Source organism: Exiguobacterium sp. s125, from assembly GCF_018618605.1.
Lineage (GTDB): Bacteria > Bacillota > Bacilli > Exiguobacteriales > Exiguobacteriaceae > Exiguobacterium_A > Exiguobacterium_A oxidotolerans.
This window is the reverse complement of record NZ_JACSMI010000002.1, coordinates 36,033-51,503: the sequence shown is the minus strand read 5'-3', so window position 1 is coordinate 51,503 and position 15,471 is coordinate 36,033. Positions and strand designations below refer to the sequence as shown.

Sequence of the window (15,471 nt, the reverse complement as noted above, 5' to 3'; positions counted from 1 at the left end):
GGATTTTTTTTACGTATATGATTTCTTTTGGAAGATTAAAATTGATCCACCGAGCAATACTAAGATATGCGCAAGTACAAAGAGCACGGAGAATGTCAATGTCGTATCCATTTGATTAGCCATCTCTGCCATTAGTGAACCATCGAAGTACATCGACCAATCGAGGTGCATGAAGACGATCCATTTCGCGATTTCTGGTTTAAAGGCAAGCAAGACGTTCCCGGCAATCGAAGTAAAGAACTGAGCAAGTACAGTAAAACCGATGATCATTCCGACGGAGCGGAAAACGAGCGAAAAGAATAACGTCATGAAAATCGTAAAGATTGGACCTACCAGTTGTAACCAGGTATCCCGCATGACGAGTGGGTCTCCAGCTTCAGAGAACGTAAATGACAATGCGTATGAAAGCAGGACGATAAACAGGAACTGACCGAGCATGATGAGAACGGAAAACGCTAATTTCGAGAAATAAATCGTCATCCGGGAATATGGACTCATCAATAAATGTTTCATCGTATCATACCGGACTTCATTACCGATCGCTTCAGCTGTGAAGACGATTGTGATGATACCAAGCAGTGCAATTAAAACCATCGACGTGATTGAATAAAATTCACTTCGCGTAAAATCGATATCATTTGTCTTTGCGATTATGATGATTCCAATCGTAACGAGTACATACAAGGCCAATACGATTTTCGATTTTTTCATCGTCCACCATTTCATCCATTCATTTTGTATGAGTGAAAGCATGTGAATCCCCCTCTTTTTTCGTGACTTGCAAGAATTGTTCTTCTAACGTCATCCGTTTAATGGTTAACTCGTGTAAATCAGCAATCGGAACGACTAGGCGAGCAATCGCCGGGCATGACGTTTCAGGAGCCGTAACGACGATTCGATCATTCCACAGATCCGCTTGATAGTTTGCTGCTTTAAGTGCTTCAAGTACGTCTTCCGTTTCTTCCGTCGCAACACGTAATAAAATTTTCGATCCCGTCTCATTGCGGACGGATTCGACAGATTTGATGACACCTTGATCGATGATGGCATACCGGTCGCTAATCTGCTCCATTTCACCCAACATATGACTCGATATTAAAATCGCAATCTGTTGATCCCGAGCCATCGCCCGTAAATACTCACGCAGTTCTGCGATTCCGGCTGGGTCAAGCCCGTTCGTCGGTTCATCGAGAATGAGAACACGCGGATTATGTAATAAAGCGCGGGCAATTCCTAAACGTTGTTTCATCCCAAGAGAATACTCGCCGACTTTTTTCGACAGCTTCCCTTCCAGCCCAACGAGACGGGAAAGTGCCTCGTAGTCGACTTCACCTAAACCTGGAATTAAGTTTTTCGCATGAACGAGGTTTTGCTTCCCTGTCATATACGGATAAAATGCCGGATTTTCGACAATCGCTCCAATTTGCGTCAATGCTTTCGAACGCTCCTCGACGACATCATGTCCATTCACGGTCACTTTACCTTCGTCCTGCTCTAACAACCCTGTAATGATTCGAATTGTCGTCGTTTTCCCTGCACCGTTCGGACCTAAAAATCCAAAGACTTCTCCGGGTGCAACTTCAAAGCTGACATCTTTTAAGATTTGCTCTTTTCCCAGCCGCTTCGAGATATGTTCAATCTTTAACATTTTTTTCGCCTCCTCATTTTTTTACTCTACCTTTACATTGTACGGGAAATAAAAGAAAAAGTTCCTTTTCTTACAATTATGTAATCAAAACCCACTTGCTCTTTGTATAATAAAAGCATTGAATGTTACGAAATTGATGAAAGAGAGGTTCGACATGGACGTTACGTTTATTGAAATCACCCCGGACCACTTTAAAGATGTTCAAACCATTTTTAATCACAACCTGGCATATGCTCAGCTAGAAAATCGTCAACTTCCTTTAACTCGTCAAGCATTCACAGAAGAGTTCCTTAACCCCGAAACCGTCAGTCTTCTATGTCGAAGTGATGCGGGATTTTTTGCAATTATCGACTATTTGCCTGAACATCCAAGGGACGGATCAACTTGGATTGGTCTCTTTTTGATTGATGGCCGCTATCATCACCAGGGAGTCGGTACAATCCTTTATCATACTTTTCATGAACGCTATTTAAAGAACAAAGACGTCATTCGTTTAGCTGTTCTTCCAAAAAATCAAATCGGACAATCTTTTTGGCGGAAACTAAGTTATATTTTCGAACAGAAAAGTATTTCTAATACGAACCAGGAGGTCGAAGTTTTCGTCAAATTTCAAGACCTGTCGAGGAACTATGATAAAATAAAGTAGAATACGTCATCGTATATTTACAGGTGAAATGGAGCTCACTAGATGCAAAAGTTATCAATTCGTTTTGATGTGTTACTTGCAATGCTAATTGCCCTACTCTTTTTTACAATGACCTTATGTTTAACCTTTTTTATTAGTGACCGTGCAACAGATCGCCTAAAAGAAGAAGTCGGAATGACGTTGTCTGCGACTGCCTACCAGTTGTCTGATAAACTCGACCATTACATGTGGTCACGGGCAGCAGAAGTTAATCTACTTGCTACGCTTCCGACGCTTAAAAATTCAGCAGACCTCCCTGTCACGCGAACGACGTTAGAACAACTTCAGCAACAAATTCCTGATTTCTCTTGGATTGGTCTACTCGATGCGAACGGTACAGTGCGTGCTTCGACGGATCAAATCTTAGAAGGGCAATCGATTCAATCACGCCCCGTCTTCCAAGAAGCGACAGAACGCCCATTCATTGGTGATGTCCATGATGCCGTCTTGCTTGCAAAACTGCTTCCCAATCCGAGTAATGAACCTTTACAGTTCGTTGATATCAGCACCCCTTTATTCACTGATGGTCGATTGACTGGCGTCCTTGCAGCGCACCTGAGCTTCGCCTGGGCAAAAGAAATCGAACAAAGCTTTAAGAGTTCAACCAAACAAATCGAGGGTTTAGAATTTTTCATCGTCAGCGAAAATCAACGGACTGTTTTACTCGGACCGAATGAGTGGCGCGGTAAAGCGCTCCCACAGAATCTCGTCGAACCCGTCGAGTCCGGTTATCATGTATCGGAATGGTCTGATGGAAATGTCTATTTGACCGGCTCGACTAAAAGCCAAGGCTACAAAAACTACGATGGTCTCGGCTGGACGATTCTTGTCCGTCAACCAAGTGAAATCGCTTTTAACGACGCCATCCTATTGAAGAAATTTATTTTTTTCGCTGGACTGATTGCTTCCATCGTTACTGCCGTCATCGGTTGGTTCATCGCGCAACTCATTACGAAACCACTCAAGAAAATTACATTGGCTGCTGAGCAGATGCAACACGATCATTCAATCTCAATCCCGTCCCATAAAGGAATTCGAGAAATCACCGTTCTATCGGTTGCCTTACGTCAACTGATTGCTCAGCTGTCTGATACAGAACAGCAACGAACGACGTATGAGACGTTAGCGCTCATCGATCCGCTGACCGGTTTACCGAACCGAAACGGACTGTCGAACTACTTACATGAGATTTCTTTAAATGAAACGCCCGAAATCTATCTTTATATTGATTTAGATGGCTTCAAAGCAATCAATGATCGATTTGGACATCAGACAGGTGACGTATTATTAAAAGAAGTAGCTGAACGTTTAAGCCAGATGAGACGCCCTAACAGTATGATCGCACGACTTGGCGGAGATGAATTTTTAATCGTTTTGAACGATGTCGTATCCTTTGATTTACTCGATCAGTACGGAACAGAAATCATAGCGTATCTTTCAGATTCCTATGTCATCAATCAATCCACACTTCAGATTGGGGTAAGTATCGGAATTGCGACGCGACGATTAAACGAATCGGTTGAACAAGTCATCCACCGTGCTGATATTGCACTATATGATTCTAAAAAACTTGGTAAAGGTCGATTGACGTTCCATCGCTAACATTAGACATTGACAAGAGGGAACGCTCTCCGTAATGTAAGCAAATAGAAGAAAAAATATAAATAAATGCATAAGGAGCTGTCAGCATGAATCAGTGGACACGCGAGGCACGCTATCGCCCCCTCTCAGATATCGCACCGGAAGTTTATCAAACAATGAAGGAAGAAGTAAGAAATTCTCCTTGGCGGTTTTCTTACCATATCCAACCTCCAACCGGTCTCCTAAACGATCCGAACGGTTTTGTATATCACGACGGAACGTATCATTTATTTTATCAGTGGTTCCCACTTGGACCTGTTCATGGTCTAAAGTATTGGTACCACATGACATCAAAAGATTTAGTCCATTGGTTTGACGAAGGCGCGGCACTTATTCCGAACGATGATGCAGATTCCCATGGTGCATACTCAGGTAGCGGCTTCATTAAGGATGATGCTGTCCATATTATGTATACAGGAAACAAACGCGATGCAGATTGGGTACGGCATCCAAGTCAAATCGTTGGTCATTTGCGTTCGGATGGTCGCATCGACAAACACTTACCTCCTGCGATTCCGAACGTTCCTGCAGGTTATACAGAACATTTTCGCGACCCGAAAGTCTTCCAGGAAGCGTCTGGTACATGGTATTGCATCATCGGAGCTCAGCGCGACGATTTAACGGGATGCACCGTCCTCTATCAGTCGGAAGATACTGAAACATGGACGTTCCTCGGAGAGTTGAAGACACAATACCCTGACTTTGGCTACATGTGGGAATGTCCTGATTACTTCGAGCTCGACGATAAAGGTATTTTATTATTCAGCCCACAAGGCATTGAGCCGGACGGGGACGCTTATCAAAACATTTTCCAATCCGGATACATGATTGGGGAAAAACTAGCTTTGCCTGAGTTAACGTATCAACACCATGCCTTCTCAGAACTCGATTTCGGGTTTGATTTTTATGCCCCCCAAACGACGCAAGCAGCAGATGGACGCCGGATTTTAGTCGGATGGATGGGCTTACCAGACATTTCATACCCGAGCGACATGTATAACTGGGCTCATGCATTAACACTTCCACGTGAACTGACGTTGCAGGAAGGACGTTTGAAACAATTGCCTGTCCGTGAACTCGATCTTCTTAGAAAACGTACAATTTACGCGCAATCTACTGAAATTAATCATGCGATGGTGATGGCCCAAGCAGAGACATTTGAACTCGATCTATCAAACTTAGCACTTCAAACAACGCAGTTCGAGATACATGTTCGAGCCGCTGACCAGGAAGCAACCGTCCTAACTTATGATGCGATGACACAACGCTTTACGCTTGATCGTAGTCGTTCTGGCGCTGAAGTTCCTGCTGTCGATTACGGTACGACACGTACTGTTCAATTAGAACAACCGTTACATCAACTACGGCTATTCGTTGATCGCTCATCAATCGAAATCTTTTTGAATGACGGTGAAGCTGTCGCTTCCACTCGCATTTTCCCGAAATCAACGAGTCAGGATATTACGTTAATCGGTGATTTGACAGCGGATATTGCGATCTACGAATTGTAAATATAAAAAGCACAGCACTTTTAGACCGAGATTTCGAAACACGTGATTTGCTCTAAAAAAAATTAAAGAAGGGATTGCCATCTAAAATCGATGCGCAATCCCTTCTTTAATTTCGTCCTGTTCAAAATCATCCGATTGTATCTCAAGCCTTTTCGATGGTACTCAACGCTCTAATTGCGTTTCTTTTTGCAAGCTAAAAGCGAGTATGTGTTGTTCGCCGATTGGTCCCATGACTGATTGGAGCGTATCTACATAACCGGTTTTAAAATATAACGATTTAGCCGCGATATTTTTTTTATTGACAGCTAATGTAATGGCAGTTACTTGTGGAAAGTGTTGCTGAACGAATTTTGGTAGCTGCAACATCGCTTCTTTGGCATACCCTTGTTTTTGATGTTTAGCATCAATCGAAAATGCACGTAAGAGAACACTTTGTTCTTCTGTCCGATGCGTTTTCGGGGGGTTTAAGTGCAAGATGAAAAAGCCGACGACTTCCAAGTCTTTTTTGATGACGACAGGAAACTTATCTGGATTTTCTAACGCTTCCGTTACGACACGAGTCGGGAAAGTCGTAAATTGAACTTGTTCTTCCGGAAGTATAAAGGCATCGCATTGCTCATAGTGTTCATCCGTATACATAAATAATCTGATTTGAGACATGGTTTTTTTCATCCTTCCGTCTATTTCAAAAAGAGCTACTTTAGCTCACTAGACTTACATCAATTCCCATTTTACACTGATTTTAAGTTTTATCCTATACATAACTCACCGAAAAACGAAGTCACTTCTCATTTTTTCTCATATCATACTTTCTGTTTCGTTCTAATATTATTCCACTTCTTTTACTTCCTTAATCAATTATGATGTCGGAAATGCTAAACTAGGGAAAGAAAATCGAGTTTACAGATGTTAGAGGTGAAGATTGACATGTCCGATGATTTCTTTAAAAAAATGGAGCTTGAAACTGGTACGAAGTTGAACCCCGTCCAACGTGCTGCGATTGAGCATGATGAAGGTCCGCTTCTGTTACTTGCTTCCCCCGGGTCTGGTAAGACAACTACCTTAAACTTTAAAATTGCTTATTTAATCTTAGAAAAGAAAGTAAATCCACGAGCGATTCTAGGTTTGACGTTTAGTAAAGCAGCAGCCCATGAAATGGCGGAACGGTTTCACGGTTGGTTTCATCATCTTATTGGGACGACTGCGTCCTTTTCCACCATCCATAGTTTCGCTTTTCAGGTCGTGCGAGATTATGCGTCATTGAATCAGTTACAATATACGATCATCGAAGGTGCTTTGGAAAAGACAGCGAATCAGCCGATGCATAAACGAATGGTATTACGTCGTATTTTCCAGGAAATAAACCGTAGCGTCATCACAGAAGATCAAATGGACGAGTTGTTACGGATGATTTCTTTTGTCAAAAACCGCCTCCTCGTCGAAAAAGATATTCGTACATTAAAAACAACGATTAAAAACTTCACAGAAATCTATCTTGCATATGAACAATTTAAACTGCGCGATCCCTCACATCCTTTGATGGATTTTGATGACATGTTGACGTATGCCAATACGATTCTTGCTGACGATGCTTCTTTGTTAGCTAACTATCAACGACGTTTCGAATATATATTGACGGATGAAAGTCAGGATACCTCTCTCGTCCAGCATCAACTCGTTGAAAAATTGGCTCTTCCGCATAACAATCTCTGTGTTGTCGCTGATGATGACCAAACTTTATATAGCTGGCGTGGTGCCGATGTTTCGAAGATTATCCACTTCAAGGACACGTACCCGGATGCAACGGTTTTGTATATGGAACAAAATTATCGTTCGTCAAAAGAAATCGTCGAAACGGCGAATCAATTCATTCAACGGAATAAAGTACGACATCCGAAAAAAATGTTCACAGAAAATCCATCCGTCCGTCCGATTACGATTGAACAGCTTGCTTCTTATGAAGATCAAACGCGATATGTCATCAATCAGTTGCGGCAGGAAACGAACTTTGAGGAAGTCGCGATTCTTTACCGGAACAATGCATCGTCAATCAATGTCATGAATGCACTCGATTTAGCAAATGTTCCATTTTACATTAAAGATGTCGATCATAAATTCTTCAGTCACTGGGTCCTAAAAGATATTTTACATTTTATCGAATTCGCCCAGGATCCTTCCGACATCGATGTATTGGCACAAATTCATACGAAGTTTGCCGGCTATATTTCTAAAGTCCAGTTGCAACGCCTCTATGAATTACGTAATGGTGAACATGCGTTTGACTTGTTACTTCAACATGTCGAGATGAAGTTTTACCAAAAGAAACAATTAAAAACGATGAAAACTGTTTTCGCTTCGATTCAAACTGCCCGTCCGGCTGCTGCTCTTGCTTTGATTCGTAATGAACTCGGATACGAAAAAAACTTACGTAAGATGAGTGACAGTCTTGGATTCAGTATCGATTATTTACTTGAGATGTTGAACACGATTGAAAATGTCGCCAGTGACTTACCGACCGCTCTCGCATTCAAGGAGCGTATTGTTCACTTAGAGCAACTGATGCGTGATGCCAAGTCCAATAAACATCAAAACGCAGTCACGCTTTCCACGTTCCATAGTGCAAAAGGACTCGAATTTAATCGTGTCTTCATGATTGATTTAATCAATGGCGTTTTACCATCATCAGATAATATCAAATCCTATAAAGATGGTCAGCTCGAAGAAATGGAAGAGGCTGCTCGGTTGTTCTATGTCGGCATGACACGAGCACGTCATGAACTCCATTTGATTTCGTATCGCTACAAATCAAAAGTCGTCGAAGAATCGATTTTTGTTGGCAACGTGCGACAAATCCTGAATCCAGATGCCTCTAAACGACAAAAACAGCAAGCACAAGTTCGACCGAGTATGCGTCCTCCCGTAGAACTATTACCAATCGAGGAAAAGATGCGGATTGCCCATAAATCATTTGGCGAAGGGACTGTTCTTCATTTAACAGGAGACGTTCTCGATGTTCAATTTGATCAAGGTGTCGAAAAACAATTTTCCCTTCAAGTTTGTTCAGAGAATCAACTCATTTCCATTTTATAAGAAAAACCCGCTGCATTTTCTACTGCTACGACGAGTAGAAAAGCTGACGGGTTTTTTCTTGATTTAATTTTCTACTTAAATACGATCATCGTTTCGACTGACGAGTGCATCTCGAATTTCTGTAAGCAGTCTTTCTTCCGTCGTCGGTTCCGGGACTTCTTCCGTAACTTCTTCTTTACTCCGAAAACGATTGATAGCTTTGACGAATAAAAACAACGCAAAGGCAATTAAAATGAATTCAATCGTTGCTTGAAGAAACTGTCCATACAATAATTCTGCACTCCCGACGGACACTGATAATCCTTTTACATTTACTCCACCAACTACGATGCCAATCAACGGCATGAAGATACTGTTGACGAGTGCCTTGATGATACTACTAAATGCTGCCCCTAAGATGACACCAATCGCTAAATCAACGACATTTCCGCGAAAGGCAAACTCTTTAAACGCTTTAAACATATTACCCTCCCGTTAAGACCATGTTCCGGCTGCAAGTTGACTGATTGCATGACCGACACCATGTTCATCGTTTGTTTTTGTGACGTGAGAGGCAATCGCTTTTGCATCTTCATGTCCATTTCCCATCGCAATCGCAACACCTGCGACTTTGAACATTGGAACGTCGTTTAAGTTGTCACCGATGACTGCGACCTCATCGATTGATACACCTAAGTGCTTCGCTAACGTTTTGACAGCTGTTCCTTTATCGGCACCGACTGCCATGACTTCGATGTTATCGTGACCAGACGACGTCACATAAATGCCGTCAACTTTTTCTTCGACTTCTTTCCAAATCTTATTCATTAAGTCTTGATCGAACGAGAATGAGATGAATTTAAAGACTTGTCCCGCCTGATTCCGGATGAAGGAACGGAACCCATCAATCATTTTTACATCTTCATTGACGTAATAGCGTTTATAGAAAAAGTCGAGAACTTCTTTCGCACGGTCACTTTCACGACTCATATCTTTTAATGAGTCATACGCTGCATCGATTGTTGCGCCTTGCGCTGTTACGAGACCTTGATCACAGAACATCTCGAAAAACACTTCATATTGGCTGATGATACTATAAATTTGTTGCGCTTGTTCAGCCGTCAACGTCGTTGCGCTCAGTTGTTCACCATCGCGCGTCATGACACGTGCACCGTTCGATGCAATGATTGGACAAACGATTCCTGCTTGATCCGTTAATTCCTTCGCATTTAAGTAGTTCCGCCCTGTTGCAATCGCAAAATCGACGCCTTGTTCCTTTGCCGCCTTAATCGCATCAATCGTTTCCTGTTCGATTTTTTGATTACTCGATAAAACCGTACCATCCATGTCGGAAATCAATAACTTGATTGCTTTTGCCACTTCTTCCACTCTCCTTTATCTTTTTCAATCCCACTATACCATTTCTCTTTTTCTTTGCCTTCTCAAACCTGTTTCGAACGAATCGTGATCAAAGTCATACCTTTACTTTTTCTTCCTTACAAAATCGGAGACAACAATCTAGAAATGCTCTCTTTAAATTTAATCAGCCTCGACCGTTCTGCATATATTTCAGCAGTTAACAACTTTGATACATCACAATCAGCGAGAAATAATTGTTCTAACTCGAGCGCAGTCGCTCGGTCATATACAATCGAGTTCATTTCAAAGTTCAATCGAAAACTCCGGGCATCAATGTTCGTCGTTCCGACTGAAGCAATCTCTCCATCGACGACAATTGTCTTTGCATGAAGAAACCCTGGTTCGTACGTATAGATTTTCGCTCCATAGGCAATCAGTTCTCCCGCTGCGGCTGTCGTCGCCCAGTAAACGAATGGGTGATCCGGTTTATTCGGAATCATGATTCGAACATCGACACCAGACAATAGCGCCATCTTACACGCATCCATGTAACTGGCATCTGGTATGAAATAAGGCGACTGAATCATTACTGATTTCTTAGCAAGTGAAATCATTTTAATCAATACATTTTTTAAATGTTCTGTCTCAGAATTTGGTCCGGATGTGACAATTTGCATGGGTAACGGCTGATTGATTTCGTGAGATCCATAATAAAAGAGCGTTTTATCCGTGTAGATGTCATTCGCTTGATTCCAATCCAAAATAAATCGATCCAATTGATCGTGAACGACCTCACCTTCTAGCCGAAAATGTGTATCACGCCAATAGCCGAATTTCTCATCAATTCCAAAATACTCCGTTCCGACATTAAAGCCTCCGATGTAACCAATCTGCCCATCGACGATACAAGACTTACGATGATTCCGGTTGTTCATTCGAAAATTAATGACTCCAAACGTCGGTGGAAAAAACGCAAACACTTCTCCACCATGATGAAGTAAGTCTTTAAAATCTTGTCGTTTCAAATCACGAGAGCCTACTGCATCATACAATAAACGGACTTTGATTCCTTGACGCGCCATCTTCGTCAATGCGTCAATCAATGCTAAGCCAAGGGAATCTTTTTGGATGATGTAATACTGGATATTGATTTCATGTTTGGCATTCATGATGTCTGTCATCATTCGATTAAATTTTTGTTCACCATCTGATAGAATCGTCACTTCATTTTTCAGGCTGAGTAATGACCCGTTTGATTTCAGATTCATTTGAATCAATTGATTGTATCGTTCGATCAACGGATATGTCCGTCGAAGGTCACCCAAATGGTTCAATTCTGCAATCTGTAGCTCGACACGTCGTGACTGTTCCAACCGCTCCTCTTCTTTAACATGATAAAAATCCTTTTTCTTGAGTAGGCGTCCAAAAAATAAATAAATTAAAAATCCAACGATCGGAATGAAATAGAGGACGAGCATCCAGGCCCATGTCGCACCAATATCACGCCGTTCCAAGAAGATGACCGTCAACACTGCAAGTAAATTCATGATTCCCAGTCCAAACAGTAAGACAACTGTAAACGTGCTAAGTACATCCATCATATCCATCCCTCCTCTCCCTTCTATTCCCCAGCATCCATTCTTTAGTCCCTTTGCCGTTCATTAAAAAACATGCCTGAAATTCAGTAGTAACTGAATTTCAGGCATGTTAGTTTAAGCGTTCGACTGTTCGTGTCCGTGCTGTATAGCGATTTCTTCAACCATCGTTTTCGCACTGGCAACACAATCCGGTAAACCGACGCCATCATAAGCCAATCCCGCTAAATACACACCAGGATACTTACTCATGACTTCGTCACGGACAATTTGAATCCGTCCTGCATGACCAACCGTATAAGCTGGTAAACCATCAACTAACCGGCTGATGATGACTTGTCTCGGTGCAAGCGTTTGACCACAAATTTGTTCCAAATCTTTTAATACTGTTTCCTTGATGACATCATCCGTCTCGTGAACGAGCGCATCATTACCTGGCCGACCGACAAAAGCGCGTAAAACCGTATGATTCGGTGCAGAATGACTCCACTTTTGATCGATCGCCGTACATGCCGTAATCGAATACGGGGCACGTCGATTGACGACAAAACCTGTACCTTCAATGGGTAATGTCGCTTGCTCATCGAAAATCAGCGTAACCGTCGCCGTTGAATGGGTCTTCAACTGCTCAAGTTCCCGTAAATCGGCATCCGGAAGTAAACTGACGACTTGAGGATGAGGAATCGTCAAGAGTACATAATCGGCATACTCAGGACCATGATCTGTTTTTAAGCGATACCGTTCATTTTCACGCGCAACTTCGAGTAAAGGCGTTTCTAGACGAATTTCAGTCCGTTCAAGCACTTCTTCTAAACGTTCGACTAGCGATTCAAGTCCCGTTGAAAGTGACAGGAACTGTCCTGTCGCTGGTTTCGTTTGTCCTTGAACTTGAGCAGTCGGACGCATCAAACGCATCCCTTCGAATAACGATCCCGCTTTTTGTTCATTCGCAACGAACTGCGGATATGTCGCGAACGTACTCATTTGATCAATGTTCCCGGCATAAATTCCCGACAATAACGGTTCGATCAACTTCTCGACCAGCGCATCCCCGAGGCGAGGACGCAAGTAACTACCGAGCGGAATATCTTCTTCAGGAATCGTCAATTGATCAGAAGGATGAAGCAACAATCGTGCAACCTCCGCTTTTTCCGAATCTGTCAGCAACGTCGTCTCTGAAAATAAGTTTAAATCGGTCGGGATCCCCATCACAGACCCTTTCGGAATCGGATGGAGACCACCTGGATCTAAAATGAATGCTTGCGACGTGTTGTTTCGAACCAACTTATCGCCTAATCCAACCGCTTCAATTAAATCGGTCAAGATGTGTTTTCGTGCGACGTAAGAATCCGGACCACGCTCAATCATGAAGCCGTCTTCTCGATAGGTCGCGACTTTACCACCAAGTCGCTCACCTGCTTCTAGGACGGTGATATTTAAATCAGGAAATAAACGTTCTGCGAAATAGGCAGCGGCAAGACCAGTAATACCCCCGCCGACGATAACGAGACGTTTACTTGACATAGCTACCAACTTGTTTTGCGACGGCTTCCGTGACTGCCTCCATGAAAGCCGGCTCCGCATTTGGCATACCTGGTCGAGCATAGTGGATACCGAGTTCGTCACATACGACTTTACACTCGTAATCATTATCAAACAAAACTTCTAAATGGTCAGCGACGAATCCGACTGGTACGTATACGAATGCTTCATACCCTTCTGCTTCATAAACATCACGCGTTAAATCTTGAACGTCTGGCCCGAGCCAAGGTTCAGGTGTTTGTCCTGCCGATTGCCATCCTGTAATCATATGTTTGACACCAGCACGTTTTGCAATCAACTCTGCCGTTTCTTTCAATTGATCCGGATACGGGTCACCGTTTGCAATGATTTTCTCAGGAAGACTATGCGCTGACACGACGAGGACCGCTTTTTCTTCTGTTACAGGCAGTGCATCGAATGTTTGACGAATCGCTTGTCCCCACCAGTTGATGAATGCTTCTTCTTGGTACCATGATTCGACAGAAGCAAGCTGAATTCCGTGTTTGTCCGCGACTTCTTTTGCTCGTCCATTGTATGAACGAATGCTGAATGTCGAATAGTGTGGTGCTAAAACAACCGTCACTGCTTCCGTGATGCCGTCTTTTGCCATTTGCTCGACCGCATCTTCGACGAACGGTTCGATGTGCTTGAGACCTAGATAGAGTTTGAACTCAATTTCGCCCGCATATTTTGCAGACAACTGACGATGTAATTCTTCCGCCTGGTCAATCGTGACTTGTGCAAGTGGCGAGACACCGCCGATTGCTTCATAACGCTCCGTCAGTTCAGCGAGTGCTTCAGGTGACGGTTTACGCCCACGACGGATGTGCGTGTAATATCGTTCGATATCTTCCGGTTTATACGGTGTTCCGTATGCCATTACGAGTAATCCAAGTGTTTTCATTTTGCTACCTCCATTTTTTCTTTCGAATAATCATGGATAAATGCAGTCAAGCGTTTTAAGACTTCTGGGTCGACTTCCGGGAAGATTCCATGTCCTAAATTAAAGATGAATCCAGGACGTTTCATTCCCATGTCAAGAATCTCTGTTGCTTTCGCTTCTAAGATTTCCCATGGTGCAAGTAAATAAGAGGGATCAAGGTTTCCTTGCAACGTTTTTGTCAACCCGCGTTCGCGTGCTTCGTCGATCGACAGACGCCAATCAAGTCCAACGACGTCGAGCGGTAAATCATGCCACTCTTCTGCTAAGTGACTTGCACCGACACCAAACATAATCATCGGAACGCCCGTTTCTTTTAATTCCGTGAAAATCCGCTCCATTGTCGGTTTGATGTAGAGAACATAATCTTTCTGACTTGTCGTTCCGACCCATGAATCAAAAATCTGAAACGCTTGAATCCCAGCATCAACTTGAGCTTTAATGTAGTCAATCACCATGTCTCCGAGTTTCTCCATTAATGCATGCCATACATCCGGATGTCCATACATCAATGCTTTCGTTTTATGGTAGCCTTTTGAAGGTCCACCTTCAATCATATAGCTGGCAAGTGTAAACGGTGCGCCTGAAAACCCAATCAATGGTACTTCTAATCGTTCCCGTAATAACTTGATGGTCTCGAAGATATATGGAATATCTTCTTTTTTAAACGGTTGTAGCGCCTGTACATCTTCCATCGTTTGAATCGGATTCGCGATGACCGGACCGATGCCACTTTTAATTTCAACATCAACACCCATAGATGGTAATGGCGTCATGATGTCTTTGTACAGAATCGCTGCGTCAACACCAAGTTGTTTAACCGGCAATTCAGTGACGTATGCACATAGTTCTGGATCATGTGTGATCTCGAACAGCGTACGCGTCTTTTTAATTTCACGATATTCCGCTTGATAACGACCTGCTTGTCGCATGTACCAGACAGGTACGTGGCCCACTTGTTCGCCACGGACCGCCCGTAAAAACGTATCATTGAAGTTTTTCATCATAACTACCCCTTTATACTCTTACTAACGCCCCAAAATAACGTACGATAAGTTTGTGAACACAGAAACATTATATCTGAAATGAAGAAGTCTGTGCCAATAAATCGGTTACAAAATTACAGTTCCTTATCCAGTTCATTAAATGTTCACCGTTTCTTGTAAAGACCAAACGCAGCATTCAATTGTCCCCGAATTAAATCAGTTCGTTGCTGCTCCGTTACTTTCCGCTCTTTTTCACGGATTTCATGCGTCCGCCAACCATCTTCGATTTTTTCTGCAACTTCAACTAGTCGTTCAATATCTGTAAATGAATATTTTCGTGTTTTCCCGTTCGTACGCTCCGGGAAAATAAGTTTCCGCTCCTCATAGTAACGAATCTGACGTTCCGATAACCCTGTCAATTCACAGACAATCCCGATCGACATCACTTTCTTTTCACGGTAACTCATCTTCGTCACTCCTTTTGATAAAAATACC

14 protein-coding genes are annotated in these 15,471 nt (G+C 42.7%); 4 read left to right on the top strand and 10 right to left on the bottom strand.

Going from position 1 to position 15,471, the window contains the following annotated elements; translation table 11 throughout:
* Positions 1–9: 9 nt before the first annotated feature.
* Together KNQ05_RS07975 and KNQ05_RS07970 are read right to left on the bottom strand one after the other, a co-directional pair.
* Positions 10–753: an ABC transporter permease gene (locus KNQ05_RS07975; RefSeq protein ID WP_088836474.1), complete on the bottom strand. Its 744-nt coding sequence runs from the start codon at positions 751–753 to the stop codon at positions 10–12.
* Complete coding sequence (locus KNQ05_RS07970) at positions 731–1,648, bottom strand: ABC transporter ATP-binding protein (protein WP_214765516.1); 918 nt, start codon at positions 1,646–1,648, stop codon at positions 731–733. Before KNQ05_RS07970 ends, KNQ05_RS07975 begins: the two co-directional genes overlap by 23 nt.
* Positions 1,649–1,802: 154 nt before the next feature.
* Between KNQ05_RS07970 and KNQ05_RS07965 the strand changes: the two genes are divergently transcribed.
* From KNQ05_RS07965 to KNQ05_RS07955, 3 genes are all read left to right on the top strand, one after another.
* Positions 1,803–2,294: a GNAT family N-acetyltransferase gene (locus tag KNQ05_RS07965; protein WP_088836472.1), complete on the top strand. Its 492-nt coding sequence runs from the start codon at positions 1,803–1,805 to the stop codon at positions 2,292–2,294.
* 42 nt (positions 2,295–2,336) lie between these two features.
* The gene (locus tag KNQ05_RS07960) at positions 2,337–3,935 is read left to right on the top strand and encodes a sensor domain-containing diguanylate cyclase (protein WP_088836471.1); all 1,599 of its coding nucleotides are present in this window, start codon (positions 2,337–2,339) and stop codon (positions 3,933–3,935) included.
* Between the two features lie 86 nt (positions 3,936–4,021).
* A complete protein-coding gene (locus KNQ05_RS07955; protein ID WP_088836470.1) occupies positions 4,022–5,485 on the top strand; it encodes a glycoside hydrolase family 32 protein in 1,464 nt (487 codons plus the stop codon).
* A gap of 162 nt (positions 5,486–5,647) precedes the next feature.
* Here the strand turns inward: KNQ05_RS07955 and KNQ05_RS07950 are convergent, their stop codons facing one another.
* The gene (locus KNQ05_RS07950) at positions 5,648–6,145 is read right to left on the bottom strand and encodes a GNAT family N-acetyltransferase (RefSeq protein ID WP_088836469.1); all 498 of its coding nucleotides are present in this window, start codon (positions 6,143–6,145) and stop codon (positions 5,648–5,650) included.
* Between the two features lie 267 nt (positions 6,146–6,412).
* Between KNQ05_RS07950 and KNQ05_RS07945 the strand changes: the two genes are divergently transcribed.
* Positions 6,413–8,575 (top strand): ATP-dependent helicase, encoded by a 2,163-nt coding sequence (locus KNQ05_RS07945; protein ID WP_214805101.1) that lies wholly within the window; start codon positions 6,413–6,415, stop codon positions 8,573–8,575.
* 75 nt (positions 8,576–8,650) lie between these two features.
* Here the strand turns inward: KNQ05_RS07945 and mscL are convergent, their stop codons facing one another.
* The 7 genes from mscL to KNQ05_RS07910 all read right to left on the bottom strand — a co-directional run bounded on the left by mscL (position 8,651) and on the right by KNQ05_RS07910 (position 15,443).
* Positions 8,651–9,037 (bottom strand): large-conductance mechanosensitive channel protein MscL, encoded by a 387-nt coding sequence (mscL, locus tag KNQ05_RS07940; protein ID WP_029332829.1) that lies wholly within the window; start codon positions 9,035–9,037, stop codon positions 8,651–8,653.
* A 12-nt stretch (positions 9,038–9,049) separates the two neighbouring features.
* On the bottom strand, positions 9,050–9,934 hold the full coding sequence (locus KNQ05_RS07935) for a Cof-type HAD-IIB family hydrolase (protein WP_214765523.1): 885 nt from the start codon (positions 9,932–9,934) through the stop codon (positions 9,050–9,052).
* A 116-nt stretch (positions 9,935–10,050) separates the two neighbouring features.
* Complete coding sequence (cls, locus tag KNQ05_RS07930) at positions 10,051–11,514, bottom strand: cardiolipin synthase (protein WP_214765526.1); 1,464 nt, start codon at positions 11,512–11,514, stop codon at positions 10,051–10,053.
* A gap of 111 nt (positions 11,515–11,625) precedes the next feature.
* Positions 11,626–13,032: a protoporphyrinogen oxidase gene (hemG, locus tag KNQ05_RS07925; RefSeq protein WP_214765529.1), complete on the bottom strand. Its 1,407-nt coding sequence runs from the start codon at positions 13,030–13,032 to the stop codon at positions 11,626–11,628.
* Complete coding sequence (gene hemH, locus KNQ05_RS07920) at positions 13,022–13,954, bottom strand: ferrochelatase (RefSeq protein WP_214769860.1); 933 nt, start codon at positions 13,952–13,954, stop codon at positions 13,022–13,024. Before hemH ends, hemG begins: the two co-directional genes overlap by 11 nt.
* Complete coding sequence (gene hemE, locus KNQ05_RS07915; protein ID WP_088836464.1) at positions 13,951–14,997, bottom strand: uroporphyrinogen decarboxylase; 1,047 nt, start codon at positions 14,995–14,997, stop codon at positions 13,951–13,953. Before hemE ends, hemH begins: the two co-directional genes overlap by 4 nt.
* A gap of 143 nt (positions 14,998–15,140) precedes the next feature.
* Positions 15,141–15,443 (bottom strand): MerR family transcriptional regulator, encoded by a 303-nt coding sequence (locus KNQ05_RS07910; RefSeq protein ID WP_088836463.1) that lies wholly within the window; start codon positions 15,441–15,443, stop codon positions 15,141–15,143.
* Positions 15,444–15,471 lie beyond the last annotated feature (28 nt).